24 protein-coding genes and 1 rRNA gene are annotated in these 25,025 nt (G+C 69.3%); 12 read left to right on the top strand and 13 right to left on the bottom strand.

From position 1 onward, the window contains the following. The first annotated feature begins 43 nt into the window (after positions 1-43). Positions 44-1,192: an MFS transporter gene (locus FHS44_RS23140; RefSeq protein WP_184718043.1), complete on the top strand. Its 1,149-nt coding sequence runs from the start codon at positions 44-46 to the stop codon at positions 1,190-1,192. Here the strand turns inward: FHS44_RS23140 and FHS44_RS23135 are convergent. The 5 genes from FHS44_RS23135 to FHS44_RS23115 all read right to left on the bottom strand — a co-directional run bounded on the left by FHS44_RS23135 (position 1,179) and on the right by FHS44_RS23115 (position 4,631). Further along, positions 1,179-1,748 carry a hypothetical protein gene (locus tag FHS44_RS23135; protein ID WP_184718041.1) on the bottom strand — a complete coding sequence of 190 codons (570 nt, stop codon included), beginning with the start codon at positions 1,746-1,748 and terminating at the stop codon, positions 1,179-1,181. The genes FHS44_RS23140 and FHS44_RS23135 overlap by 14 nt on opposite strands. 35 nt (positions 1,749-1,783) lie before the next feature. After that, positions 1,784-2,563 carry a trehalose-phosphatase gene (gene otsB / locus FHS44_RS23130; RefSeq protein ID WP_184718039.1) on the bottom strand — a complete coding sequence of 260 codons (780 nt, stop codon included), beginning with the start codon at positions 2,561-2,563 and terminating at the stop codon, positions 1,784-1,786. 107 nt (positions 2,564-2,670) lie between these two features. Beyond that, the gene (gene tnpB, locus FHS44_RS23125) at positions 2,671-4,050 is read right to left on the bottom strand and encodes an IS607 family element RNA-guided endonuclease TnpB (protein ID WP_184718037.1); all 1,380 of its coding nucleotides are present in this window, start codon (positions 4,048-4,050) and stop codon (positions 2,671-2,673) included. Further along, a complete protein-coding gene (locus tag FHS44_RS23120; RefSeq protein WP_184718035.1) occupies positions 4,047-4,286 on the bottom strand; it encodes a hypothetical protein in 240 nt (79 codons plus the stop codon). The genes tnpB and FHS44_RS23120 overlap by 4 nt, the downstream gene beginning before the upstream one ends. 51 nt (positions 4,287-4,337) lie before the next feature. Then, positions 4,338-4,631: a DUF3263 domain-containing protein gene (locus FHS44_RS23115; RefSeq protein WP_184718033.1), complete on the bottom strand. Its 294-nt coding sequence runs from the start codon at positions 4,629-4,631 to the stop codon at positions 4,338-4,340. A gap of 98 nt (positions 4,632-4,729) precedes the next feature. Here FHS44_RS23115 and FHS44_RS23110 point away from each other — a divergent pair, with 98 nt between their 5' ends. Then, the gene (locus FHS44_RS23110) at positions 4,730-5,557 is read left to right on the top strand and encodes an SAM hydrolase/SAM-dependent halogenase family protein (RefSeq protein ID WP_184718031.1); all 828 of its coding nucleotides are present in this window, start codon (positions 4,730-4,732) and stop codon (positions 5,555-5,557) included. 4 nt (positions 5,558-5,561) lie between these two features. On the opposite strand, the gene FHS44_RS23105 is transcribed toward FHS44_RS23110, so the two are convergent. From FHS44_RS23105 to FHS44_RS23085, 5 genes are all read right to left on the bottom strand, one after another. Further along, on the bottom strand, positions 5,562-6,551 hold the full coding sequence (locus FHS44_RS23105; protein WP_184718029.1) for an ABC transporter ATP-binding protein: 990 nt from the start codon (positions 6,549-6,551) through the stop codon (positions 5,562-5,564). Beyond that, on the bottom strand, positions 6,535-7,569 hold the full coding sequence (locus tag FHS44_RS23100; RefSeq protein ID WP_312863777.1) for an ABC transporter ATP-binding protein: 1,035 nt from the start codon (positions 7,567-7,569) through the stop codon (positions 6,535-6,537). The genes FHS44_RS23105 and FHS44_RS23100 overlap by 17 nt, the downstream gene beginning before the upstream one ends. Positions 7,570-7,577: 8 nt before the next feature. Further along, positions 7,578-8,525 carry an ABC transporter permease gene (locus FHS44_RS23095; protein ID WP_184718027.1) on the bottom strand — a complete coding sequence of 316 codons (948 nt, stop codon included), beginning with the start codon at positions 8,523-8,525 and terminating at the stop codon, positions 7,578-7,580. Then, a complete protein-coding gene (locus FHS44_RS23090) occupies positions 8,518-9,456 on the bottom strand; it encodes an ABC transporter permease (RefSeq protein ID WP_184718025.1) in 939 nt (312 codons plus the stop codon). The genes FHS44_RS23095 and FHS44_RS23090 overlap by 8 nt, the downstream gene beginning before the upstream one ends. A gap of 100 nt (positions 9,457-9,556) precedes the next feature. Further along, positions 9,557-11,179: a peptide ABC transporter substrate-binding protein gene (locus tag FHS44_RS23085; RefSeq protein WP_184718022.1), complete on the bottom strand. Its 1,623-nt coding sequence runs from the start codon at positions 11,177-11,179 to the stop codon at positions 9,557-9,559. 501 nt (positions 11,180-11,680) lie between these two features. Between FHS44_RS23085 and FHS44_RS23080 the strand changes: the two genes are divergently transcribed. From FHS44_RS23080 to FHS44_RS23065, 4 genes are all read left to right on the top strand, one after another. Further along, positions 11,681-12,610 carry an ABC transporter permease gene (locus tag FHS44_RS23080; protein WP_184718020.1) on the top strand — a complete coding sequence of 310 codons (930 nt, stop codon included), beginning with the start codon at positions 11,681-11,683 and terminating at the stop codon, positions 12,608-12,610. Further along, complete coding sequence (locus FHS44_RS23075) at positions 12,603-13,454, top strand: ABC transporter ATP-binding protein (protein ID WP_184718018.1); 852 nt, start codon at positions 12,603-12,605, stop codon at positions 13,452-13,454. The genes FHS44_RS23080 and FHS44_RS23075 overlap by 8 nt, the downstream gene beginning before the upstream one ends. A gap of 73 nt (positions 13,455-13,527) precedes the next feature. After that, the gene (locus FHS44_RS23070) at positions 13,528-14,049 is read left to right on the top strand and encodes a YbhB/YbcL family Raf kinase inhibitor-like protein (RefSeq protein WP_184718017.1); all 522 of its coding nucleotides are present in this window, start codon (positions 13,528-13,530) and stop codon (positions 14,047-14,049) included. Positions 14,050-14,226: 177 nt separating this feature from the next. After that, positions 14,227-14,406, top strand: a complete 180-nt coding sequence (locus FHS44_RS23065) for a hypothetical protein (RefSeq protein WP_246435921.1) — start codon at positions 14,227-14,229, stop codon at positions 14,404-14,406. Positions 14,407-14,458: 52 nt separating this feature from the next. Here the strand turns inward: FHS44_RS23065 and FHS44_RS23060 are convergent, their stop codons facing one another. Continuing rightward, entirely contained in the window at positions 14,459-15,790 is a 1,332-nt protein-coding gene (locus FHS44_RS23060; RefSeq protein ID WP_376771606.1) for a KamA family radical SAM protein, read from the bottom strand. A 176-nt stretch (positions 15,791-15,966) separates the two neighbouring features. On the opposite strand from FHS44_RS23060, the gene FHS44_RS23055 reads away from it, so the two are divergent. The 5 genes from FHS44_RS23055 (at position 15,967) to FHS44_RS23035 (ending at position 23,328) form a co-directional block, all read left to right on the top strand. Continuing rightward, positions 15,967-16,560: a DUF1707 SHOCT-like domain-containing protein gene (locus FHS44_RS23055; protein WP_184718014.1), complete on the top strand. Its 594-nt coding sequence runs from the start codon at positions 15,967-15,969 to the stop codon at positions 16,558-16,560. Between the two features lie 158 nt (positions 16,561-16,718). Further along, complete coding sequence (gene plsX / locus FHS44_RS23050) at positions 16,719-17,705, top strand: phosphate acyltransferase PlsX (RefSeq protein WP_246435945.1); 987 nt, start codon at positions 16,719-16,721, stop codon at positions 17,703-17,705. Positions 17,706-17,779: 74 nt separating this feature from the next. Continuing rightward, the gene (locus FHS44_RS23045) at positions 17,780-20,131 is read left to right on the top strand and encodes an HAD-IC family P-type ATPase (protein ID WP_312863776.1); all 2,352 of its coding nucleotides are present in this window, start codon (positions 17,780-17,782) and stop codon (positions 20,129-20,131) included. Then, complete coding sequence (gene argS, locus FHS44_RS23040; protein WP_184718011.1) at positions 20,128-21,855, top strand: arginine--tRNA ligase; 1,728 nt, start codon at positions 20,128-20,130, stop codon at positions 21,853-21,855. The genes FHS44_RS23045 and argS overlap by 4 nt, the downstream gene beginning before the upstream one ends. Positions 21,856-21,999: 144 nt before the next feature. Continuing rightward, positions 22,000-23,328 (top strand): hypothetical protein, encoded by a 1,329-nt coding sequence (locus FHS44_RS23035; RefSeq protein ID WP_246435919.1) that lies wholly within the window; start codon positions 22,000-22,002, stop codon positions 23,326-23,328. Positions 23,329-23,412: 84 nt separating this feature from the next. On the opposite strand, the gene FHS44_RS23030 is transcribed toward FHS44_RS23035, so the two are convergent. After that, the gene (locus FHS44_RS23030; protein WP_184718008.1) at positions 23,413-23,799 is read right to left on the bottom strand and encodes a cell division protein SepF; all 387 of its coding nucleotides are present in this window, start codon (positions 23,797-23,799) and stop codon (positions 23,413-23,415) included. A gap of 193 nt (positions 23,800-23,992) precedes the next feature. On the opposite strand from FHS44_RS23030, the gene FHS44_RS23025 reads away from it, so the two are divergent. Next, complete coding sequence (locus FHS44_RS23025; RefSeq protein WP_184718006.1) at positions 23,993-24,796, top strand: PhzF family protein; 804 nt, start codon at positions 23,993-23,995, stop codon at positions 24,794-24,796. Between the two features lie 137 nt (positions 24,797-24,933). On the opposite strand, the gene rrf is transcribed toward FHS44_RS23025, so the two are convergent. Beyond that, positions 24,934-25,025: ribosomal RNA gene (gene rrf, locus FHS44_RS23020) — 5S ribosomal RNA — on the bottom strand; the annotation flags it as partial.

The raw sequence follows: 25,025 nt of genomic DNA, 5'->3' as shown, positions 1-25,025 counted from the left end.
AGTTCAGGGAGTCTCCACGCTCCATCCATGCCCAGGGGAACCCGTGTCCGCCAGGCTCACCCGTGACCGTCCGACCTGGCTCGTCTACCTGCAGCTCGGCGTCTTCGCCACCTATCTGTACGGCCTCAGCGCAGCCCTTCCGATGCTCCGCGCCGAACTCGGCGTCTCGCAGACGGTCGCCGGGCTGCACGGCACCGTGATGGCCGTCGGCGGCGTCATGACCGGCCTGGCGCTCCCCCGGCTGACCCGCCGCCTCGGCAGGCGCGCGACCATCTGGACAGGCCTCGCGGGGATGAACGCCGGGGTCCTGCTCGTCATCCTCGGCCACACACCACAGGTCACGCTTCTCGGGTACGGCCTGGCGGGCGGGATGGGCTCGATCAGCCTCTACACGAGCATGGCCGTGCTCAGCGACCACCACGGCCCCGCGGGACCGTCCGCGATCAGCGAGGCCAACGCGGTCGGCGGGACCATCGGCCTGTTCGCGCCGTTCGTCGTCAGCCTCGCGGCGCAGAGCGCGCTCGGCTGGCGGACGGCGCTGCTGCTCACCCCGGTGCTGACCGTACTGCTCGCGCTGGCCATGGGCCGCGTGTGGATCCAGGAACGCCCCGCCGAGGACCACGCGGCCCCCCGGGAGAAGGGCGCCTCTGGGCTCGGCCCGCGCTTCCACCTGGCCGGGGCGGTGCTGTTCTGCTGCGTCGGACTTGAGTTCTCGTTCAACCTCTGGGCCGCCAAGCTGGTGAGCGACAACACGGGCCTGTCGGCCGCGGTCGCGGCCAGCGCGCTGACCGCCTTCACCGCAGGGCTCGCGCTCGGGCGCTTCGGCGGGGCCAGGCTCGCGCTGCGGATCCCGCCCTCGTCGCTGCTGGTCGGCGCACTGGCCCTGACCTTCGTGGGCTGGCTGCTGTTCTGGACGAGCACGACCCCCGTGACGGCCTACGCCGGCCTGCTCGTCTCGGGGATCGGGGTCTCCCTGCACTTCCCGCTGGCACTCTCACGCGTGCTGACGGCCACGGCCGGACGCCCAGAGCGGGCGACGGGCGTCGCCTCCCTCTATTCGAGTTCGGCGACGGGTGTCGGGCCGTTCCTGCTGGGGGCGCTCGCCGACGTCTCCGGCACCCGGCAGGCCTTCCTCATGGTGCCGGTGATGATCGTGCTGGCCGTCGGCGGCATCCTGGTCAGTTCCAGGTAGCCCCTGCGAGCACGCCGACCAGGCGTGGGTTGTCCCACACGTCCACGACGAGGATCTTCGAGGTGGGCAGGAACCACTCGCGCTGGTGGAAGGTCGCGGTCTGCCTACCGTTGTCGTACCTGACGCACCGGCCGTTCCAGCCGGTGAAGGCCGCCTTGTGCCCGCGTCCCACCGGGCGCAGTCCCTTGAAGTACGCCTTGCCGATCACCTGGCCGCTCCCGCCGTCGAACGGGCAGCGCTGCACGTCACTGGCGGGGTAGAACGGCTGCTTTCCCGTGTAGGAAGAAAAACCCTCCTGCCCGTACTTGAGCGCCTTCGGGCCGAAGATCCAGAACGCCTCACACTTCGGTGTGAAATATCCGGCGGTCGGCTTGACGCACCGGCCCGTGATCACCTTTATCCGGTCGGCGTCACGGTGGACCCGCCACCCCGAGGGGATCGTGAGGGTCATACCGCGGAAGGTGATGGCCCCCGCGGCTGCGGCCTGGGCGGTCTGGGGAACGGTGATCACGGTCGCGCCGACGAGCGCGGCGAGGGCGAGGACGATCTTTCTCATGGCGGGGACGCTAACGGCCCCCACTTGTCGGTCACTTAACGCTCAATGGCATCGGCGATCGAGGCCAGCAGATCCATCACCCCGTCGGGGCCGTCCACGACGAGGTCGGCCTGGGCGGCGATCTCCGCGCTCGCCTCCGCCGAGCCGCTGAACACCGTCACCCCCGGCAGCCCCGAGGCCCGCACCGCGGCGAAGGCCGCCAGGTCCCCCAGGTCGTCACCGGCGAACAGCACGGAACGCGCGGCCCGCTCCGCCAGGAACGCCCCGAGCGCCGTCCCCTTGTCGATCCCCGGGGGCCGCAGCTCCAGCACGAACTTGCCCGGCTCGACCGCCAGCCCCACCTCGGCCGCGAGCTTGGCGACCGGGTCGCGCAGCGCGTCGAGCGTGGCCTGCGGCGCGGCCGTACCCCGGGTGTGCACGGCGACCGAGCGCTCCTTGTCCTCAAGCCTGGCGCCCGGGACGCCCTCGATCAGCCGGGGCAGCTCGGCCCTCGCCCTGGCCAGGCCGGGGTGGACGGGCGGAGCGGTGAGCGTGCCCGCCTCCCAGCGCTCAAGTCCGTAGTGACCGAGCACGACCACCCCGGGCACCCCGGCCAGCGAGCCGTACTCCACGGCCGTGGCCGCGGGACGGCCCGTCACGACCGCGACCGCCCCGACCAGCCCGCCCAGCCTGGCCAGCAGTGCCGGGCCGCGCGGGTGGATCCTGGCCGTGTCCGGGTCGGGCACGATCGGGGAGAGCGTGCCGTCGAAGTCGAGGCCGATCACCGCTCCCTTGGGATCGGCGAGGATGGCGCGCAGTCCTTCTGGGGTCTCCATGGGCGTTCTCCCGCTCGTCGTCGGCCGGTCGGCATGATCGTACGGCGCGGCGTCAGACGCGCATGAGCGGCTGTACCCCGGACATCAGGGACGTAGTCCGTTACCTTTCAGTGCGCTTTGGCGAGCACATGATCAGTAGTCCCGACTTGCGGCGGGACGGTCCCGGTCTGACCGACTGGCGTCGTGCCGGGTTCACGCTTCACAGCCACCTGCCCGCCGAGGCGAGTCTTCCGGTCGGCTCCACGTGCTGCCACCGGACCACTCCCGGCGGTGTCGAACTCAGCCGCCAGGGCGGCCAGGTTCGCGGCGGCGTTACGGTCCCGGTCCATGACCAGGCCGCACACCTCACAGTGGTACTCACGCTCGGACAGGGCCAGCTTGGCTTTCACCGCGCCACAGCCCGAGCAGGTCTTGGAGGACGGATACCAGCGCTCGGCCACGAGCAGCCGACCGCCGTTCCACGAGGTCTTGTAGGCGAGCTGACGGCGGATCTCGGCGAACCCGGCATCGGCGATGTGCCGCGCCAGGCGCCGGTTGGCCAGCATGCCGGGGACGTTGAGGTCTTCGACCACGATCGTGCCGTGCTCGCGGGTCAGCCGGGTGGTGAGCTTGTGCAGCCCGTCGCGGCGCAAAGCGGCGACACGGGCGTGAGCGCGACCAAGCCGAGCCGCAGCGCGTTCCCAACGCTTGGATGGTCGCTGCCCAATGCGCCGGTCCGGGCCGATCTTGCGCGACAGGGAGCGGCCGAGCTGCCGCAAGCGGGTCTGCGCGGCGGTCAGGTGGCGTGGATTGTCCACCCGCTCACCGGTGGACAGCACCGCCAGATGCCTGATTCCGACGTCCACGCCGACCACCGAACCGGGCCGGGCCGGGACCCGCTCAGCTCGATCAACCTCGACGGTAAACGAGACGTACCACCGGCCGCCGTCACGCCGGACGGTGGCGGACATGGTCCGGGCCGTACCGTTGTCGAGGCGGCGGGCCAGCTTGCGGGCCGACTCGTGCAGCTTCAACCGGCCCAGCCGGGGCAGCACCACATGCATCCGGTCTGGCTCCACCCGGATCGCCCCCGTCGTGAACCGCACCGACGGTGTGACGCGGCGACGAGACTTGAACCGGGGAAACCCAACCGGCCGCCCCTTGCGCTTGCCGGTGCGAAAGTCGACCCAGTTCTTCAACGCACGGGCCAGCGCGTCCAGACCGGTGTTGAACGCCTCCTTGGAACACTCGGCCCACCACGGCGCGACCTGCGCCTTGGCGGCGTTCCACATCTTGCGCAGCGTGGGCAGCGACCAGGAGAACGCCGGGGTGAGTCGCTCGTCTGTAACACCGTAAGTGCGTTCAGCTGCCCGCTGGTCCATGACCGCCTTGACCCGGGCCAGCGCCCAGTTGTGCGCGAGGCGGGCGGCCCCGGCGTGTGCGAGGACGTTGCGCTCCTGACCCGGGGTAAGGTCCAGGGCGAACCGGTATGCCTGGACTGTCTTCACGCCTGGCCGCCCTCGGTGGCCGCCGCGAGGTGCTGCCCAGTGGCCCACACGGTGGCCCGGGTGACCTGCCGGTCCAGGCTGATCCGGGCACGCACCACAGCGCCGGTCAGCGGTTCACCGGCCATGATGAGCCGACCGAGTCGGTAGGCGGGAACGGGCAGCGTCCCGGCCGCGTACTGCCGCCGTGCGGTCACGTACGAGACCCCGGTTACCGCTACCTGCTCCTTCAAGTTCACGCGGACATTACACCGTGCTACATGTCGTTAAGACCACTGGAACACCAGCAGCTAACCCCTCCTCCTGGCGGCGCGTTCGCGTCTGCGGGTCTCGCGGAGTCTGCGCAGGCGCTTGACCAGCATCGGGTCGTGGGCGAGCGCCTCCGGCCTGTCGATCAGCTCGGCGAGCAGCTGGTAGTAGCGGGTCGAGGAGATGCCGAAGGTCTCCCTGACCGCCTGTTCCTTGGCCCCGGGACGGCGCCACCAGCGGCGCTCGAAGGCCATCAGCTCCCGTTCCCTCTCGGTAAGGGGCCTGGCCGGGTGCTCGTCACCGGTCTCCTCGCCGGGAGGCGGCACCTCGTCCATCGCTCTCCCCCTGCTGACCGTGCGGCTCCTCGCGATGCCAGGATAGTCGGGAATTTCATGCTGTTCATGGCCGGTTCCGAGACGTACAGTCACCAGGTGTGACTCCAGTGATCACCCTTCTCACCGACTACGGGCTGGCGGACGGCTCCGTGGCCGCCTGCCACGGTGTGATCGTCCTGACGGCGCCGCAGGTCCGGATCATCGACGTGTGCCACCTGGTCCCCACCGGTGACGTACGGCGCGCCGCGGCGATCCTGGCCCAGACGATCCCCCATCTGCCGCCCGGTGTCCACGTCGCCGCGGTGAGCCCGGTCGGCGCCTCGCGCGGGGCCGTGGCCATCGAGGCGGGCGAGCACGTGTTCCTCGGCCCCGACAACGGGGTGCTGTCGTGGGCGGTCACCGCCGCGGGCGGCGCGAGGACGGCGCGCGAGCTCACCAACGAGGACCTGTTCAGGAAACCGGTCTCGCCGACCTTCCACGGCCGTGACGTCTTCGCCCCCGTCGCGGCGCGCCTGGCGACCGGGCTGCCCCTGGCCGAGGTGGGCCCTGAGATCCCGCAGGAGCGGCTGGTCGCGTTGCGCACGCCGACGTCGCTGGTGCGTGACGACGAGGTCGAGGGCGAGGTGCTCTCCGTCGACGACCACGGCAACGTCCAGCTCTCGATCAGCGCGGCCGACCTCGGGGTGGTGGGGGTGCGTCCCGGCGGCACGCTGGTGGTCTGGCTGGGCAGGAGGCACGTCTCCCTGCCGTTCAGGGAGACCTTCGCGGCGGTGCCTCCCGGAGAGCTGGTCGCCTTCACCGACTCCGCGGGGCTGGTCGTGCTGGCGATCAACACCGGTGACGCCGCCCAGCGGCTCGCGCTGCCCCCCGGCGCCCACGTGCGCCTGTCCTCTGGCTCCCGCCGTACCCCGCCGGAATCTCTGTAGAAAGTCAGACGAAGTGGCAGGCGACGGCGTGGCCGGTGGTGAAGCGTGCCTGGAGGGCCGGTTCCTGCTCGGCGCACACGTCCCTGGCCTTCCAGCACCGGGTGCGGAAACGGCAGCCGGAGGGCGGTTTCGCGGGTGAGGGCGGGTCGCCCTGCAGGACGATCCGCCCGCGTGTCTCGCGCCCCCTGGGGTCGGGCACCGGCACCGCGGACAGCAGCGCCTGGGTGTAGGGATGGGACGGACGCTCGCAGACGTCGTCCTCGGTGCCGAGTTCGACCAGTTTGCCGAGATACATCACGCCGATCCTGTCGGAGACGTGACGGACGACCGACAGGTCGTGGGCGATGAAGACGTAGGCGAGGCCGAACTCGTCCTGCAGCCGTTCGAGCAGGTTGACGACCTGCGCCTGGATCGAGACGTCGAGCGCGGAGACCGGCTCGTCACAGATGATGATCTCCGGCTTGAGCGCGAGCCCCCTGGCGATGCCGACGCGCTGGCGCTGGCCGCCGGAGAACTGGTGGGGATAGCGGTCCACATGGTCGGGGTTGAGGCCGACGACCTCAAGGAGTTCCTGCACCATGCGGCGCCGCTCCCGCCTGGGGACGACCTTCCTGTGGATCTCGTACGGCTCGCCGACGATGTCCCCGACGGTCATCCTGGGGTTGAGCGAGGTGTAGGGGTCCTGCATGACCATCTGGATGTTGCGGCGGACCTGCCGCAGCTCGGCGCCCCTGGCCCGGGTGATCTCGCGCCCGTTGATCCGCACCGAGCCCGAGGTCGGCCGCTCCAGGGCCATCAGGAGCCTGGCCAGGGTGGACTTGCCGCAGCCCGACTCGCCGACGATGCCGAGCGTCTCGCCGCGCCTGAGCGTGAAGGAGACCCCGTCGACCGCCCTGATCTCCCCGATCCGCCGCCTGAACACGACGCCCTGGCTCATCGGGAAGTGCTTGACGAGGCCGCCGACCTCCAGGATCGGCTCACCCGTGGCTGCCATCGAGGACCTCTCTCCAGTAGTGGCAGGCGCTGTCGCGGGTCGGCCCGATCCGGTAGCGCGGCGGCGCGTCGGTGACGCAGTTGTCCTGGCGGTAGGAGCACCGGGGGTGGAAGGAGCAGCCGGTCGGCATGGCCAGCGGGTCGGGCGGGGTGCCCTCGATCGCGGGCAGCGCCCTGCCCTTGCGGGCGAGGCGGGGGATCGACTCCAGCAGGCCCCTGGTGTAGGGGTGCGCGGGCGCCTGGTAGACCTCGTGCACGGGCGCGCTCTCCACGACGCGCCCGCCGTACATGACGACGATCCTGTCGGCGCTGTCGGCGACCACGCCGAGGTCGTGGGTGATGAGGATCATCGCCATGCCGCTCTCCCTGCGCAGTTCGGCCAGCAGGTCCATGATCTGGGCCTGGACCGTCACGTCGAGCGCCGTGGTCGGTTCGTCGGCGATGAGCAGTTCGGGGCCGAGCGCGATGGCCATCGCGATCATGATGCGCTGGCGCATGCCGCCGGAGAACTGGTGCGGGTAGTCGTACATCCGCTGCGCGGCGGCCGGGATGCGGACCCGGTCCATCAGCTCGACCGCCCTGCGCTCGGCCTCCCGCCGCGACAGGCCCTCGTGCACCCGGAACATCTCTCCGATCTGCGCCCCGACGGTGAAGACCGGGTTCAGCGCCGACAGGGCGTCCTGGAAGACCATCGCGATCCGCCGCCCCCTGATGCGGGCCCTGTCGTCCTCTCGCAGCCCGAGCAGGTCGGTGCCGTGGAAGCGGATCTCCCCGGCCGGGACCCGGACGGTCGGGGTGTCGAGGAGCCCCATGATCGCGTGCGCGGTTACCGACTTGCCCGAGCCGGACTCACCGAGCACCGCGAGCGTCTCCCCCGGGTCGATCCGGTAGCTGACGCCGTTGACCGCCCTGACCACGCCCTGCCTGGTGGCGAACTCCACCCGCAGGCCGTCCACGGTCAGCAGCGCCTCCCCACCGGGGACCCGTCCGTCCCGCTCGGCCGTCGAGGACCTCCACACGGCTTTCCCTACCTCAGTTTCGGATCGAGGGCGTCGCGTACGGCGTCGCCCAGCATGACGAAGGCCAGCACGGTCAGGCTCAGCAGCAGCGCCGGGAACAGCAACGGCTCCGGGGCCTCAAGGAAGCGCCTCCTGGCGTCGGAGATCATCAGTCCCCAGGAGATGTCGGGCGACTGGAGCCCGACGCCGACGAACGAGAGCCCGGCCTCGGCCGCGACGAAGGTCCCGAGGTTGATCGTGGCGACCACGATGACGGGCGCGAGCGCGTTCGGCATGATGTGCCGGAACATGATCCGTCCCGAGGAGGCGCCGAGCGCCCGCGCGGCGAGCACGTACTCCTGCCCCTTCACCGTGATCACCGCGGCCCGCGTGATGCGAAAGGTCATCGGCCAGGCCAGTACGGCCAGCGCCAGCACGACCGTCCAGACGCTCCCGGTGCGGAAGACCGACAGGATGAGCAGGGCCCCGAGGACCGAGGGGATCGCGAAGAAGATCTCGGTGACCCGGGAGAGCAGGGCGTCGAGCGCCCCTCCGGCGAACCCGGCGAACAGGCCGAGCAGACCGCCGACCAGCGCGGTCAGGGCGGCGGTCGTGGCGCCGATCACGACCGAGTTGCGGGCGCCGTACACGCTGCGGGCGTAGACGTCGCAGCCCAGGTTGTCGGTGCCGAACCAGTGCAGGTCGCTCACCCCCTGCCTGGCCTCGGACAGGTGGCAGGTGGCGGCGTCGTGGGGGTCGATCGAGGTGAACAGCCAGGGGAAGGCCGCCATGACGAGGAAGACGGCGATGACGAAGGCCGCGCCGACGAACATCGGCCGCCGCCGCAGGTCCTGCCAGGCGTCGCTCCACAGGCTCGCCGCCCTCGGTGGCCCGAACCGCCACGGCCCGCCGGGGCTGTATCTCCCGCGTCTGGCGTGTTTGCCGCGTCCCTGGCGCTCGACGGTGGTCTCACTCATAGCGGATCCTCGGGTCGAGCACGGCGTAGAGCAGGTCAACGACCAGGTTCGCCAGGACGTAGACCAGCACCAGGAGCGTCACCACGCCCACGACCACGGGCTGCTCGCGCAGGGAGACCGAGGTGAACAGCTGCTGGCCGATGCCGGGCAGGTTGAAGACCGTCTCGGTGATCACGGCGCCGCCCATCAGCGTGCCGAAGTCGGCGCCGAGGTAGGTGACCAGCGGGATCAGCGCGTTGCGCAGCGCGTGCCTGCCGACGACCCTGCGCCTGGGCAGTCCCTTGGCGATGGCGGTGCGGATGTAGTCGGCGCGCAGCGTCTCCACGAGGCTGGTCCTGGTGAGCCTGGTCAGGTAGGCGATCGAGGTCCCGGCGAGCACGAGACCGGGCAGCAGGTAGCCGCGCCAGCCCTCGGCCAGACCCGCGACGGGAAAGAGGTCGATCCCGGCCTGCTTGAGCCTGACGCCCAGCAGCAGTTGCAGCACGAACCCGGTGACCAGCGGCGGGATGGAGATCAGCACCAGCGTGGCGGCCAGGACCAGCGAGTCCTGCGCCCTGCCGTGGCGCAGCGCGGCGTACAGGCCGAGGCCGACCCCGGCGACCGCCTCCATGACCAGCGCCGTCATCGCCAGGTTGGCGGTCACCTGGAAGCGGCCGGCCAGTATGTCGGAGACCGACCCGCCGGAGACGGTGACGCCCAGGTCGCCGTGGAACAGGCCGGTGAGGTAGTGCCAGTACTGGAGCAGGAACGGATCGTCCAGGTGGTAGCGCTCGCGCAGGACGGCGGTGATGTGCGGGTCCATCCGCTTGTCCCCGGCGAGCACCTCGACGGGATCCCCGGGCAGCGCGAAGACGACGGCGTAGACGAGCAGGGTCGCGCCCAGCAGGACGGGGATCGCCTGGACCAGGCGCCTGATGATGTAGCGGCCCATTCAGCCTCCGGTACGTGCCACGTCGGGGACGTCTTCCCGGGCCGCTCCGACACGCGGCGCCGGGACCGTTCCCGGCGCCGGGGAACGGCCCCGCCGTCCGTCAGCCGACCTTCTCGATCTTGTTCCACTCGACCAGGTTGATCAGGTTGATCTTCAACCCCCTGATGCGCTGGGAGTAGGCGGCGTTGACGCGGTAGTAGAAGATCGGGATGTACGGCAGCTCCTTGATCAGGATGTCGTCGGCCCGCTGGTAGTACTTCAGGCCGTCCTTCAGGGAGGTCGCGCCGTCACCCTGGGCCAGCAGGTCGTCGAACTCCTTGCTCGACCAGCCCGCGTAGTTGGAGCCGGTCTTGATGGCGTTGGTGGAGAAGACCGGGGTCAGGTAGTTCTCGACGGAGGGGTAGTCGATGAACCACCCCATGCGGAACATGCCGCCGTACTCCTTCTTGACCAGGCTGTCGAGGAGGACGGCGAACTTCTCGAACGTCCTGACCTTGACCTCGACGCCGAGGTTGGCGCGGAGGTTGTTGGCGATGGCCTCGATCCACTCCTTGTGCGCGCCGTCCGTGTTGTAGCCCAGCTCGATCGACTTGGGACCGTTGTTCTCCTCGTACTGCGCCTTGGCCCTGGCCGGGTCGTAGGTGCAGGCCGCGCAGATGCCGGGACGGTAGCCGTCCAGGAGCGGGTTGATGAAGTCGTCGGCCGGGGAGCGGGTCCCGGCGAAGACCGTCTCGGTGATCGTCTTGCGGTCGATCGCCATCGAGATGGCCTCGCGGACCTTGATGTTGGAGTAGGTGTCGTTGTACTGCAGCGGGAAGCCGATGTAGCCGACGCCCGCGTCCGCCTGGTCGATGTAGCGCTCACCCAGTTCGGCCTTGGCGCTGGCGATCGACGCGGGCGGCAGCGAGTCGTGGACGTCGAGCCCGCCGGAGCGCAGGTCGTTGAAGGCCGTCTCCGAGTCCGTGTAGATCTTGAACTGGAGCTTGTCGAACTTGGGCTTGTTCCCGGGGAAGGCGTCGTAGCGGGTCAGGTCGATCGTCTGGTCGACGCCCTTGTTGTACGGCCGGTCCATCTTGAAGTAGCCCTGGCCGATCGGCTGCCTGGCGTAGGACTCGGTGACCTTGCCGTCCTTGAAGGCCGCATCGGGCAGCGGGTAGAAGGCGACGTAGCCGAGCATCGTCTTGAACTGGGAGAACGGCTTGCTCAGCGTGACCTGGAAGGTGTGCTCGTCAAGGGCTTTGAGGCCCCGCATCTTCGTGACGGTGACCGGCTTGCCCTCCGGCGGGTTCAGGTCCTCCCAGCCCTCGACGCGGCTGAAGAAGCTGTTGGCGCCCTGGGCGTTGTCGCGGTTGGCGACGTAGTTCCACGCGTTGACGTAGTTCTGGGCGACCAGCGGCTCACCGTTGTGCCAGGTGTAGCCCGACTTGATCTTGATCGTCCAGACCCTGCTGTCGCTGGTCTTGATCGACTCGGCCACGTTGTTGACGACCTGCTTGTCGTCGCTGTAGCTCACCAGCGGGGCGAAGACCGCGCTGAGCACCTCGGCGCCCTCGGTCTCGATGGTGTCGCCCGGGTAGAACAGCTTCTGCGGCTCGGCGAGCTCCATGCGTATCGGCGGATCACCCGCCGCCGTACCCGTCGCCCCCTGTCCGCCGCATGCGGCCAGGCCGAGGGCGAGCAGCGCGATACCAGCGATGACCTGTGCGCCCTTAGTAACGCGCATTACGGTGTTTCCTCCCTTTGCAGGCGGCGTCGCCCCGGGCCGACGAAGCCCGTGCGACCGGCGAAGGATCTCTCGTGTCCTCCGCTCCCGCCGTCCCGGCCGACGCGCCGACGTCACACCGGTCGGACGCGACTATCCCGTACCGCTCCACACCGAGTTGTCTCTGTGATGTTGCAGTTCGGTCACGCACACGTCCGGCGCACGCCGTACGGCCGCCAACTGGCCCAGCCCAATCCCACAGCAGGATATAAAGCCGACATAGAGTCATATGTGATGCGGGAAGGGTCACGCAAAAATACCCCTGCGTCCAGGATGCTCGCGTTCATCGCCCACGAGCAGGGTGTGGCTGGGCTAACGTTGGCGAGGTCGCGGGGGGCTCAAGGCTCCGGCGGCGAACCGCACAATTGCCCTGGAACCTCTTTCTCAGAGATCCCGTCCAATGTGTGCGGCGGAGCACCGCCGCAGGCACCCCATCCATCCGCATCCAATAGAGTCCTTGCCATGAGCCAGCCGGAATCCGCGATCGCGGACGCCCAGGCGGGCGGCCCGAGTAACGGCACCCCTGCCACGCCGCAGGAGCCGCTGGCCAAGCTCGCCGAGCGTTACGGACTTCGGCGTGCCATCGCACGCCCCCGTCTGCCCGTCTACCTGCGTCAACTGTGGGAACGACGGCACTTCGTCATGACGTACGCGACCTCGCGCAACGTCTCGAAGTACAGCAACTCAGCCCTGGGTCAGCTCTGGCAGGTCCTGACACCCCTGCTCAACGCGGCGATCTACTGGCTGATGTTCGGCGTGATCCTGGGCGCCAGGGGCAAGATGGAGCCCAACGTCTACATCGCCTTCCTCGTCACCGGGGTGTTCGTCTTCACCTACACCCAGCGCTCGGTGACCAGCGGCGCGAAGTCGATCTCCGGAAACCTCTCGCTCATCCGCGCCCTGCACTTCCCCAGGGCCGCGCTGCCACTGGCCTACACGATCCAGGAGTTCCAGCAGGTCCTGATCTCCATGGGCGTGCTCCTCCTGCTCGTGCTGGTCACCGGCCAGCCGATCACCTGGATGTGGCTGCTGATCCCGGTCGCCCTGCTGCTGCAGACGATGTTCAACATCGGCGCCAGCATGGTCCTGGCCAGGATCGGCTCGACCTCCCGCGACCTGAACCAGCTGCTGCCCTTCATCACGCGCACCTGGCTCTACGCCTCCGGGGTGTTCTTCTCCATCCAGGACAGGGTCGGCGAGCAACAGTGGATCGCCGATCTCATGTACTTCAACCCGGCCGCCTCCTACATCGAGCTGATGCGCGACCTGCTCATCCAGTTCCACCCCACCCGCCCCCTGGTGTGGTTCACCTGCGTATTCTGGGCGGTGTTCGCCCTGATCGGTGGCTTCTGGTACTTCTGGCGAGCCGAGGAGAAGTACGGCCGTGGCTGAGTTGACCGAGGAGCTGCCCCAAGTGAAGGCCGACGAGCCTGCCGTCCCCAGCACGGACGTCAGGGTGCATCCCGCCCCCGAGCCGCCCAGGAACCCCCGCCAGGGCACGCCGACGGTCATCGTGGACGACCTGCACATCATCTACCGCGTGTACGGCGCGGCCTCGGAGACCGAGAAGGGCAACGCCGCCAACGCCCTCATGCGCCTGGTCAAGCGCCAGGGCAGGCCGGAGATGAAGGAGGTGCACGCCGTACGCGGAGTGTCCTTCGTCTCCTACCACGGCGACGCCATCGGCATCATCGGCCGCAACGGTTCGGGCAAGTCGACGCTGCTGCGCGCCATCGCCGGGCTGCTGCCCCCGCACTCGGGCGCGGTCTACACCGACGGCCAGCCCTCCCTGCTGGGTGTCAACGCGGCGCTGATGCGCGAGCTGACCGGTGAGCGCAACATCGTCCTCGGCTGTTACGCCATGGGCATGACACCCGCCCAGGTCAGGGAGAAGTACGACAACATCGTCGACTTCTCCGGCATCGGGGAGTTCGTCCAGTTCCCCATGTCCACCTACTCCTCGGGCATGGGTGCCAGGCTCCGCTTCGCCATCGCCTCGGCCAAGGCCCACGACGTGCTGCTCATCGACGAGGCCCTGGCGACCGGCGACCGCGACTTCAAGCGCAAGAGCCAGGAGCGCATCATGCAGATGCGCGAGGAGGCGGGCACCGTCTTCCTCGTCGCCCACAACCTCGACGTGATCGAGGAAACCTGCAACCGGGTCATCTGGCTGCACAAGGGCAAGATCAAGATGGACGGCGACCCCAAGACGGTCCTCGCCGCCTACAACGCCTGAGACACCTGTGTGATCCCCCGACAGGGCAGGATGAGGAGCGACCAAGTACGACGCTCCCAACGGAGGTGAATCCGTGTCCGCACGGCCACCGATTCCTTACGACTTCCTGCCCCAGGTCCCCGCGCTGACCGTCGAGAGCGACGACGTCCGCGACGGCGAGACCCTGGCCCTGACCCACGTGTTCGATCGGTGGGGCTCAAACGGGCAGAACGTCTCCCCGCACCTGCGCTGGTCGGGCGGCCCCGAGGGCACCCGGAGCTACGCGGTGACCTGCTTCGACCCCGACGCCCCGACCGGCAGCGGGTTCTGGCACTGGCTGCTGTTCGACATCCCCGCCGACGTGACCGAGCTGCCCGCGGGCGCGGGAGGGCCGGACACCACCTTCGGCGTGCACGGGCGCAACGACTACGCCATCAACGCCTACGGCGGCGCCGCCCCGCCTCCCGGCCACCCGCACCGCTACGTCTTCGCGGTGCACGCCCTGGACGTGGAGAAACTCGACGTTGACCCCGACTCCCCGGCCGCGGTCGTCGGTTTCAACATCACCGCGCACACCCTGGCCCGCGGCTACGTCGCGCCGGTCTACGAGACCTGATCCTTCCCGGTCGGACGCCGGCGTGTCGCCCACGACCGCCGGCGTCCCGCCTGGTCAGCGGCCCTCCGTCCAGCCGTTCAGGAACGGAAGGCAATCAACTGACACTCTGATCGGCGTTCCGCTATGATTCGAACGTTGTTTCGATCCGAGGAAGTCGTCATGGAGTGGGAGCGCGCGATGCGAGAGTTGTCGGCCGCGATCGACCACCTGGCCACAGAGGACCCGTCCGAGATTCCGCGTCTGCAGCTCGCCGAGCAGCTGATCGAGCTGCACTGGCAGATGGCCAGACTCCAGGCCCAGATCGCCCGCCGCACCTCCGTCCGCCCCCCACACTCCCAGGAGCCGCAGAACTCCTGACCACGGGCGTGGGCCCGACACGGAGGGCTGTGGAAAACGCGCCGACCGGAACTCAGGCCGACAGCCGCCGGGCGAGGGGCACCCGATCGGCCAGCGAGGGCTCGAAGGGGAACCGGTCGGCGAACGCGGGCCGCAGATCGGTCAGCCAGACCGCCTCCGGGTCATACTCCGCGAAGAAGGGCCGCCCGACCAGGTCGGGATCGCGCGCCTGGATGAGGTGGAGCACGAAGACCTTCTTACCCCCGACCTCCGCGACACCGTCCACACAGACCTTGCCCGGCGTCGCCGACATGGACGGCCCCCGCACCGTACGGCACAGCCCGGAGACACTGGCGTAGGCGTCCCTGAAGATCTCGTATCCCCTGGCCAGCGGAACCGCGAAGTAGTCCTGGGGCCCCGTGTCCCGCTCGACGAACATGTAGTACGGCACCATGCCCATCGCCAACTGGGTGCGCCACATCGACGCCCAGGTCATGGGGTGGTCGTTGATGGACCTGATCAGCGGCGCCTGGGTCCTGACCACCGCCCCGGTCTCACGGATGCGCTCGACGGCGGTCCTGACGATGGGCGGCTCCATCTCGCGGGGATGCGAGAAGTGCGCCATGAAGGCCAGGTTCTTGCCCGCCTCGACCACCGAGGAGAACAGGCGCAGCGTGTCGTCGGCGTCCGGGTCGGACACGAAGCGCTGCGGCCAGTAGGCCAGCGACTTGGTGCCGATGCGGATCGACTCCAGCTGTTCGAGGTCGAGCAGCGGCTCCAGATAGCGCCTGAGCACCGGCTCCCCCATGATCATGGGATCGCCACCGGTGATCAGCACCCCGGTCACCTCGGGATGCTCCTTCAGGTAGCCGACCAGGCTCGCGACGTCACCTGAGGCGAACTTCAGGTCGGGCTCGCCGATGAACTGGGCCCACCGGAAGCAGTAGGTGCAGTAGGCGTGGCAGGTCTGTCCCTGCTTCGGGAAGAAGAGGACGGTCTCCGGATACTTGTGCTGCATCCCGGGCACCGGCTCGTCGCCGACCCGGGGGACGTTGAGGTTGAGCTGTCCCGCGGGGTGTGGGTTGAGCCGTTCCCTGACCTCGTGCGCGATGGCCTGGATCTCCTTCTGGGACGCCTCGCTCCTCAGCAGGGCGGCCAGCCGGGAGACGTCGGCCTCGGGCAGCATGTCCGCCTGCGGGAAGACCAGGCGGTAGATGGGATCGTCCGGCGCCGCCGACCAGTCGATGAGCTGGTCAACCACGTAGGAGTTCGTGCGGAAGGGCAGCACGGTCGCGACCGCCCTCACCCGGACCCGGTTCTCCTCGTCGAGACCGGCCCGTCGCAGCAGGTCGTCGAGGTGTTTCGCGGTGTATGCGCGAAACCCACGCGCTACGCTCTCTTGCACGCTCACTAAGTTTTACCTCCGCTTTTTGTTGCTCTTGATGTAAACCTCTCATGCTTCTCGCGCGTCGTTGGCGCTTATATACCCGGACGTAACCAGACCAGCAGCCGGTTCCCAGGTTCGCGATTTCTTTGCCATCGACTATCGCGATATATCTCGAACAGTCGTACAATCGGCCCATGACCTCCTCCCACCTGGCTCCCGTGTCAGGAAACCCCGCCCTGCGCGCCTCGGACGCCGACCGCGACCGGGTGGCGTCCGTCCTGGCCGAGGCCCTCGCCACGGGGCGCCTCACGAGCGTCGAGCACGCCGACCGCCTTGAGGCGACCTACGGCGCCGTCACCGTCGGCGAACTGGCCCCGATCATCCACGACCTGCCGGAGACCACGACCTCCACCGGCGGCCGCAGCGCCCCCAACCAGGAGGTCAGCGCCGTCTTCAGCAAGGTCGTCAGGAGCGGCCGGTGGATCGCGGGCCGCCACACGAAGCTGTCCTCGACCTTCGGCGCGCTCATCGTGGACCTGTCCGACGCGGTGCTCCCCGGGCGCGAGATCACCCTTGAGGTGACGTCCCTGTTCGGCAAACTGATCATCCGGGTCCCCGAGAACGCCTACGTCATCGACGAGGTCAGCGCGCTGTTCGCCAAGCGCGGCATCTCCGGCGGCGTCGGCGCCGAGAACGGCCCCGTCATCAGGGTCACCGGCAAGGCCACCTTCGGCAAGATCATCGTCTCCAGGGCCCGCACCGACTGGAACCTCCCCAACAGACCCTAGGAAAACACGCCCCGGCCCCCCGCCTGCGTCATCTGCCGCCAGGCACGCCTACGATGCGGACAAACCATCCCGCACGAGGTGACCGCTTGCCCGAAACCGAGGCTCTCCGCGCCACAGCGGCCGCCCCACATGCCACTTCACCCGTCGCGCTCGACGCGATGGGCGGCGACAACGCTCCCCACGAGATCGTGGCGGGAGCCGTACAGGCCGTCAGGGAGCACGGGATCGGCGTGGTCCTCGTCGGCGCGCCCCGCCCGCTCCAGGAGGCGCTCTCCCGTCACGACGCGACGACCGAGATCCCGATCGTCCGCGCCGAGGAGGCGCTCGCCATGGACGAGGGCGCCCTCGCCAGTCTGCGCCGCCCCCGCTCCAGCATCGCCGTCGCCTGTCATCTCGTACGGCGTGGCGAGGCCTCGGCCGTGGTCTCCGCGGGATCGACCGCGGGCATCGTGGCCACGGGCAAGCTCAGGCTCAAGGGCCAGCAGGGGGTGCTCAGACCGGCCATCGCCGTGGCCCTGCCGACCCTGCCCACCCCGACCGTCCTGCTGGACGCCGGGGCGAACGCCGAGGTCAAGCCGGAGATGCTCGTGCAGTTCGCCCACCTGGGCGCCGCCTACGCCGAGACCACGCTGCGGATCGAGGACCCCAGGATCGGCCTGCTGACCATCGGCAGCGAGCCCGAGAAGGGCAACAAGCTCGTCAAACGGGCCCACGAACTGCTCTCCGCGGCCCCCGGCCTGAACTTCACCGGCAACATCGAGGGCCACGACCTGCTCACCGGGGCCGTGAACGTCATCGTCACCGACGGCTTCACCGGCAACGTCGCGCTCAAGACCATGGAGGGCAGCGTCCGCTACGCCTTCGCCGAGCTGCGCGGGGCGATCCAGGAGAGCCCCGTCGCCAGGGTCGGCGGCATGCTGCAACGCGGCCGGATCAGGCGGTTGCAGCGCCGTCTCGACCCCGAGGTGCACGGCGGCGCCGTACTGCTCGGACTGAACGGCACCGTGGTCATCGCGCACGGGTCCTCGCAGGCCACGGGGGTGAGCGCGGCGTGCGTGCTGGCGGCGGAGCTGGCCCGCACCGGTGTGGTCGCCCGCGTCGGCGAGCGCCTGGCCGCCACGCACCGCCCACACCGCCTGTGGTGATCCGTCTGGGATGACGCCCCGAAGCCCTCGCTCCCCGTATGGTGGGATTCGCACCGATCTCGGGGGGACGACACGTGGAGCAGGTGGCCGAGCGAGGGCTGACCACGGCCGAGGTCGAGAAGCGCACGGCGCTGGGACAGGTCAACGAGGTCGGCAGGCGGTCGAGCAGGTCGCTGTCGGCGATCGTCCGCGCCAACGTCCTCACCCTGTTCAACGCCGTGATCGCCGCCCTCTGGGTCGTGATCATGATCTTCGGGCAGTGGCAGGACGGCCTCTTCGGACTGGTGATCGTCGCCAACTCCGCGATCGGCATCATCCAGGAGCTGCGCGCCAAGCGCACCCTCGACCGGCTCGCCGTCGTCAACGAGGCCCCGGTCAGGGTCAGACGGGACGGCGAGGAGGCCGAGATCCCGCCCAGGAAGGTCGTGCTCGGCGACCTGGTCCTGCTCTGCCCCGGCGACCGCCTGCTGGTCGACGGTGAGGTCATGGAGTCCGGCGGCCTGGAGATCGACGAGTCCCTGCTCACCGGCGAGGCCGACCCGGTCCACAAGGCCCCCGGCGACCGGGTGCTCTCCGGCAGCTTCGTGGTCGCGGGCACCGGGTCCTACGTCGCGACCGAGGTCGGCGACAACGCCTACGCCGCCAGACTCGCCAAGGAGGCCAGCGCCTTCGGCCTCGCCCACTCCGAGCTGCGCGCGGGCGTGACCAAGTTCATCAAGTACATCACCTGGCTGGTCGTCCCCATCGGCCTGCTGCTCATCTGGAGCCAGCTCAACAAAGCAGAGGACTTCAGCCAGGCCGTCACCGGCGCCGTCGCGGGCATCGTCACCATGATCCCCGAGGGGCTGGTGCTGATGACGAGCATCGCCTTCGCCGTCGGCGTCGTACGGCTCGGCCGCCGCCGCTGCCTGGTCCAGGAGCTTCCCGCGATCGAGATCCTGGCCAGGGTCGACGTGCTCTGCCTCGACAAGACCGGCACCCTCACCGCGGGCGGCATGAACCTCGCCGAGGTGCGGCCGCTCGGCGACGACCCGCTCACCACCGAGGCCCTGGCCGCGCTCGCCAACCTGGAGAAGACGCCCAACCCGACCGTCCAGGCCATCAAGGTCGCCAACCCCGCCCCGTCCGGCTGGACCGTGACCGCGACCGTCCCCTTCTCCTCGGCCCGCAAGTGGAGCGGGGCGGACTTCGGCGAGAAGGGCGCCTGGATCCTCGGCGCCGCCGACGTCCTGCTCACCCCCGCCACCCCCGAGTACGGCCAGGCCGCCGACCTCGCCGCCACCGGCCTGCGCGTGCTCGCCCTCGGCAGGGTCGAGACCCTCAACGAGTCCCTCGGCACCGTGGAACCCCGGGCCCTCGTCGTCCTCGAACAGCGCATCCGCCCCGAAGCCGCGGAAACCCTGCGCTACTTCGCCAAGCAGAACGTCGCCATAAAGATCATCTCGGGTGACAACCCCGAGTCCGTGTCCGCCATCGCCACCTCCCTCGGCGTCCCCGGCGGCCAGAACGCGGTCGACGCCCGCACCCTGCCTGAGGACGACCCCGACAAACTCGCCGAGATCCTCGACACGACCACCGTCTTCGGCCGGGTGACCCCGCACCAGAAACGGCTCTTCGTCAGCGCCCTGCAGTCCAGGGGCCACACGGTCGCGATGACCGGCGACGGCGTCAACGACGTCCTGGCCCTCAAGGACGCCGACCTCGGCGTGGCGATGGGCTCGGGCAGCGGCGCCACCAGGGCCGTCGCCCAGATCGTGCTGATGGACGACGACTTCACCAGCCTGCCCTCCGTCGTCGGCGAGGGCAGACGGGTGCTGGCCAACATCGAACGCGTCTCCAGCCTCTTCCTCACCAAGACCTTCTACGCGATCGTCCTGTCGCTGCTCGCCGGGGTCATCGGGATCGCCTTCCCGTTCACGCCCCGCCACTCCACGCTGGTCAACGCGCTGACGATCGGCATCCCCGCCTTCTTCCTCGCCCTCGCGCCGAGCAACGAACGCGCCAAACCCGGCTTCGTGCCCCGCGTGCTCCGCCTGGCCATCCCCTGGGGAGTGGTCTGCGCCCTGGCCGTCCACCTGACCTACCGGCTGGCAGAGGCCCGCTCCGCGACCCCCGAGGAGTGCCGCACCGCGGCCGTCATCACCCTCTTCCTGGTGACCTGGTGGGTGCTGGTCCTGATCGCCAGGCCGTACCTCCTGTGGCGCGTCGCACTGGTCGCGGCCATGGCCGTGCTGTTCGCGCTCTCCCTGGCCGTGCCGTTCACCCGCGAGTTCTTCGCCCTCACCCTCGGCGACCCCACCGACGACCTGGTCGCGGTCGGCATCTCCGCGGTCGCCGCCCTCGCCCTGACGATCGTCTTCAGGGTCGTGCGACGGGTCGATAAATCGCAGGTTCAGGACAGACCAACCGATACCCTTGAGGTATGACCGACCCGCAAATCGTGCTCACCGAGCGCGTCCAGCAGGCGCTGGGTGCCGCCTTCGGCGCTGAGTACACCGACGCAGACCCGCTGATCCGTCCCTCGCAGTTCGCCGACTACCAGGCGAACGTCGCGATGAGTCTGAGCAAGCGGCTGCGACGAGCCCCGCGGGAGGTCGCCCAGGAGATCGCCGACCACCTCGCCGACTTCCCCGGCACCGTCGAGGTCAGCGGCCCCGGCTTCCTGAACATCACGCTCTCCGACGAGTGGATCACCACCCAGGCCGGCGAGGCGCTCGCCGACCCCCGCGCGGGCGTCGCCGTGGCCGACTCCCCGCAGATCGTGGTCATCGACTACTCCGCGCCCAACGCCGCCAAGGAGATGCACGTCGGCCACCTGCGCACGACGATCGTCGGCGACGCGCTGGCCCGCGTCCACGAGCACCTCGGCAACCGGGTCATCCGGCAGAACCACCTGGGTGACTGGGGCACCCCCTTCGGCATGCTCATCGAGCACCTGCTCGACATCGGCGAAGAGGCCGCCGTCGCCCAGCTCGAAGCCGGTGAGGGCAACGCCTACTACCAGGCCGCCCGGGTCAAGTTCGACTCCGACCCCGAGTTCAACCGCCGCGCCCGCACCCGGGTCGTCACGCTCCAGGCCGAGGAGCCGGAGACGATGCGGCTGTGGCACATCTTCATGAACGCCACAGTCCGCTACTTCAACAAGGTCTACACCCAGCTCGGCGTCACGCTGACCGACGACGACATCGCCGGCGAGAGCATGTACAACCCCGTGCTGGCCCAGGTCTGCGACGAGCTGCAGGAGCGCGGCATCGCCGTCGTCAGTGACGGCGCGCTGTGCGTCTTCCCGCCCGGCTTCACCGGGCGCGAGGGCCAGCCGCTCCCCTTCATGATCCGCAAGAGCGACGGCGGGTACGGCTACGCCACCACCGACATGGCCACCATCCGCTACCGCGTCCAGGACCTCAAGGCCGACCGGCTCCTCTACGTCATCGGCGCGACCCAGGCCCAGCACATGTCGATGCTGTTCGCCTCCGCCAAGATGGCCGGCTGGCTGCCCGACCACGTCCACGCCGAGCACGTCCAGATCGGCAGCGTCCTCGGCAGCGACGGCAAGATGTTCAAGACCCGGAGCGGCGCTTCGGTCAAGCTCCTCGACCTCCTCGACGAGGCCGAGGTCCGCGCCGCCGAGGTCATCCGCGACAGCGACTACCCCGAGGAGGAGCGCAGGGCGATCGCCCACGCCGTCGGCATGGGCGCGGTCAAGTACGCCGACCTGTCGGTCAGCCACGACAGCGAGTACGTCTTCGACTTCGACCGCATGCTCGCCCTGACCGGCAACACCGGCCCCTACCTCCAGTACGCCCAGGCCCGTATCCGCTCCATCTTCCGCAAGGGCGGCGTCGACCCGGCCGAGGCGACCGGCCCGATCGTCATCACCCACCCGGCCGAGCGGGCCCTGGCGCTGCGGCTGCTCGGGTTCGGCGCGGTCGTCGCGGAGATGGCCGAGACCTCGGCCCCGCACAAGCTCGCCTCCTACCTCTTCGAGACCGCCAGCGCCTTCACGACGTTCTTCGAGAACTGCCCCGTCCTGAAGAACGACGTCGATCCGGCCGTGCGCGCCTCCCGGCTCGCCCTGTGCGCCCTCACCCTGCGCGTCCTGGACACCGGGCTGGAGCTGCTCGGCGTCCCGGTGCCCGAGCGGATGTGAGCCGTTCCGCCGGATGATCGCCTTGATTCGGCAAATCGAGGTGATCATCCGGCAAAGTTGGGTTCGGCGCGCCTCCCGATGGGGATGACCGAATCGCACTACGCTGGCGCGGTCATCGGTCACAACTTCGGAGAGTTCTCTGCCTTGAGCACGGACCTGACCGCGAACCCTCACGCCAGGACGGAGTTGCACCGCTACGCCGAGGCGCTCCTGGCGAACCTGGCCGCCGACGCCACCTGCTCCACGATCCCCACCCCCACGAGCTCGACGAACGTCCCCGGTTACTGGCTCTCCCCCGCCGTCGAAGCCCTGCTGCTCCTCCTGCGCGGACAGGACGCCCTCGAACCTCTCGGCCGCGCCGCCAAGCTCGACGAGCGGCGCACCGCACTGTTCCTCTGCCTCGCCCTGGCCCTGTGCGGGCAGGGCGACCGCATCCACGCCTCCTGGATGGGCATCGCCTTCGGCGACCTGTCCCTCGACAGCCCCGTCTCCCACGGCCAGCGGGCGCTCTGGCTCGCCGCGGCCCAGGGAGCGTACGGCCCGGCAGGCAAGATCTTCGTGCTCCGCAAGCTCGACGCGGTCGCCGTGCCCTCCCGATCCGAGCCCGCCAGGTGGCTGAGCGCGCTGACCCCGCACGAACCGTCCATGGTCGTGCCGCCCTCCCTCGTGGACTTCCCCGAGCTGGCCGAGTTCCCCGAGCTGGCGCAGCCCGTGCAGGCCGCCGCCCAGCTGAGCCGCCTGCTCGGCCGCTGCACCGAGATCACCACGACCAGGACAGGAGCCGCCAGCCGTACGGCATGCGCCCTGTGGTCGGCCGACGAGACGCTGACCGTGCTGCGCGACCTGGTGCGGCCGGAGCGTGCCGTACGAGGACCGGAGAGGGCAGAGAAACCGCTCGTCGAGCACCTGCTGGACGACCTGCGGCCCTCCTCCGACCCGGCGCTCGCGGCCATCGCCCTGCACGTCGCCGCGCCGATCGTGCGCACCGCGGCGGAGTGCCTGGCGCAGGCCACCCAGGTCGCGCCGCCCGAGTCGGTCTCCATCCCGCTCCTCGGGCACCGGGTGACCCTGCGCCCCGAAGGCCCCGACCCGGAGTCCATGGCCGCCGCGGAACGGCACATCACCGTTGAGGGTGTCCCGAACCGGGGCAGGCCGTGGCTCGCCTACGCGCTGCTGGCCCTGGCGGCGACCACCCTGGTCGTCGGAGTCGTCACCCCGGTCACGCTGCCCGCCGCCGCGCTCGCGGCGCTGCTGGCCGCGGGAGGGGGACACCAGCTCTGGTCACGCCACCGCCGTGAGCGGGCCGACGCCGAATACGTCACCAAGCAGCTATCCGAGCTGCGGGAACTCGCCGACGGCGCGGTGTGGGCCCTCCACGAATACGCCCGCGAGGCCGACAAGCGAGCCCAGGGAGCCACCTCAGACCTGGCAGAACTCATCCGCCTGCTACGTAGGGGTCCCCGAGCCGGATGAAGAGGGTGGCACGGTCTCCGGTAGTGGTTGTTCCTCGTCGATCAACTCAGCTACCGGAGACCTACGCCGGACTTCGAGGCGGGATCAGGCGGTGGTGATCTCCACGTCGGCGGGGGCCAGGAGGAAGACCTTCTCCGCGATGCGCTCGATGTGGCCCTCGCAGCCGTAGGCCAGCCCCGCCGCGAAGTCCACCATTCTCGTGGCCTCAGCGGTGCTCATGCAATTGACATCCATGATGACGGTCTGGCCCTCACGGAAGTGCTTGCCGATGATCGGAGCGTCGTTGTACTGACGCGGGGTGAGCATGACGATGCGGGAGGGCTCGACAACGGCTCGCCAACGCTTGGCCGCGCGCTCGGAGGCGGGCTGCCAGTCCTCGCCCTCAACCTCGTCCTCGTAGTCGTAGGCCTCGTCGTACTCCTCGGCCCCACCCAGCCCCAGGTAGCTCGCCACCTTACGCACTGCCCCCATCGGCTCGTCCTTTCCTTCAGGACCACGCCGTACTCGGCCTGTCCCTACAACCTTGGACGGTAACCGACGAAGGAAGGTTCGCCGCGCGACACGCCCAGCGCATATTCCCACTTTGTACGGCTAGCGCACCGGTCCGTTGTGTTCTCTCTACCCGCTTTGGGCTGCTTATCTCCTACACGGCTAGTGTTGCGTCATGCATATCTACACAGTTGATTCGTTTACCGATCAGTTTTTCAAGGGTAACCCCGCAGGGGTCTGTATACTCGACAACCCCGCGCCGGACAGTTGGATGCAGGATCTCGCCGCGGAGATGCGGCATTCCGAGACCGCTTTCCTGCTCGCCGGGGAGCCCGGCGAGCCGTACTCCCTGCGGTGGTTCACGCCGAAGGTCGAGGTCGATCTGTGCGGTCACGCGACGCTGGCCGCGGCGCATGTGCTCTACTCCACCGGGTCCGTTCCCGACGCCCTCAGGTTCACCACCAGGAGCGGGATCCTGTCCACGACCAGGGACGACTTCGGACTGATCAGCATGGACTTCCCCGCCAAGGTCCTCAAGGAGGTCTCTCCTCCCGAAGGACTGCTGGAGGCGCTCGGGGTCGAGCCCCGATGGGTCGGTAGGAACGTCTGGGACTATCTGGTCGAAGTCGAGTCCGAGGAGGCGGTACGGGCCGCCTCACCCGACCTCCGCGCGCTGGAGGCCGTGGACGCGAGAGGAATCATCGTCACGGCAGAAGCATCGCAGCCCGGGGTGGACTACGTCTCCCGGTTTTTCGCCCCCAGGGCCGGCGTCCCCGAGGACCCGGTGACCGGCTCGGCCCACTGCGCCCTTGCGCCCCTCTGGTCGGACAGGCTCGGATCGAACACATTGGTCGGCGCCCAGGTGTCCGAACGCGGCGGCCTGATCCGCACAACCGTCCGTGGAGACCGGGTCGAACTGGCCGGACGCGCGGTGACCATCCTGTCCGGCGAACTCCACGCCCTCCCGCCTCAGCCCTGACCCTCAAGCCGGGAGCGGTTCCTTGCCTCCAGACGTTTTCAGGCACAAAAAAAGGGGGGCCGCAGCCCCCCAACACACGCATATACGAAAACAAGCAGGGGGCCACCCGTAACGGGTGACCCCCCACCTGAACAATTGTCCGGCGGCGACCTACTCTCCCACACCGTCCCCGGTGCAGTACCATCGGCGCTGAAGAGCTTAACTTCCGGGTTCGGAATGTAACCGGGTG

Source organism: Streptosporangium saharense (assembly GCF_014203715.1).
Taxonomy (GTDB): Bacteria; Actinomycetota; Actinomycetes; order Streptosporangiales; family Streptosporangiaceae; genus Streptosporangium; species Streptosporangium saharense.
Note: the sequence above shows the minus strand (reverse complement) of the source record. Positions and strands in the feature narration are given on the sequence as shown.

Bases quoted from the DNA above. Each gene is read 5' to 3' on its own strand.
- FHS44_RS23135 (WP_184718041.1), bottom strand. From the start codon at position 1,748: ATGAGAAAGATCGTCCTCGCCCTCGCCGCGCTCGTCGGCGCGACCGTG.
- otsB (WP_184718039.1), bottom strand. From the start codon at position 2,563: ATGGAGACCCCAGAAGGACTGCGCGCCATCCTCGCCGATCCCAAGGGA.
- FHS44_RS23115 (WP_184718033.1), bottom strand. From the start codon at position 4,631: ATGGACGAGGTGCCGCCTCCCGGCGAGGAGACCGGTGACGAGCACCCG.
- FHS44_RS23105 (WP_184718029.1), bottom strand. From the start codon at position 6,551: ATGGCAGCCACGGGTGAGCCGATCCTGGAGGTCGGCGGCCTCGTCAAG.
- FHS44_RS23095 (WP_184718027.1), bottom strand. From the start codon at position 8,525: ATGAGTGAGACCACCGTCGAGCGCCAGGGACGCGGCAAACACGCCAGA.
- FHS44_RS23090 (WP_184718025.1), bottom strand. From the start codon at position 9,456: ATGGGCCGCTACATCATCAGGCGCCTGGTCCAGGCGATCCCCGTCCTG.
- FHS44_RS23085 (WP_184718022.1), bottom strand. From the start codon at position 11,179: ATGCGCGTTACTAAGGGCGCACAGGTCATCGCTGGTATCGCGCTGCTC.
- FHS44_RS23080 (WP_184718020.1), top strand. From the start codon at position 11,681: ATGAGCCAGCCGGAATCCGCGATCGCGGACGCCCAGGCGGGCGGCCCG.
- FHS44_RS23065 (WP_246435921.1), top strand. From the start codon at position 14,227: ATGCGAGAGTTGTCGGCCGCGATCGACCACCTGGCCACAGAGGACCCG.
- FHS44_RS23055 (WP_184718014.1), top strand. From the start codon at position 15,967: ATGACCTCCTCCCACCTGGCTCCCGTGTCAGGAAACCCCGCCCTGCGC.
- plsX (WP_246435945.1), top strand. From the start codon at position 16,719: ATGGGCGGCGACAACGCTCCCCACGAGATCGTGGCGGGAGCCGTACAG.
- argS (WP_184718011.1), top strand. From the start codon at position 20,128: ATGACCGACCCGCAAATCGTGCTCACCGAGCGCGTCCAGCAGGCGCTG.
- FHS44_RS23030 (WP_184718008.1), bottom strand. From the start codon at position 23,799: ATGGGGGCAGTGCGTAAGGTGGCGAGCTACCTGGGGCTGGGTGGGGCC.
- FHS44_RS23025 (WP_184718006.1), top strand. From the start codon at position 23,993: ATGCATATCTACACAGTTGATTCGTTTACCGATCAGTTTTTCAAGGGT.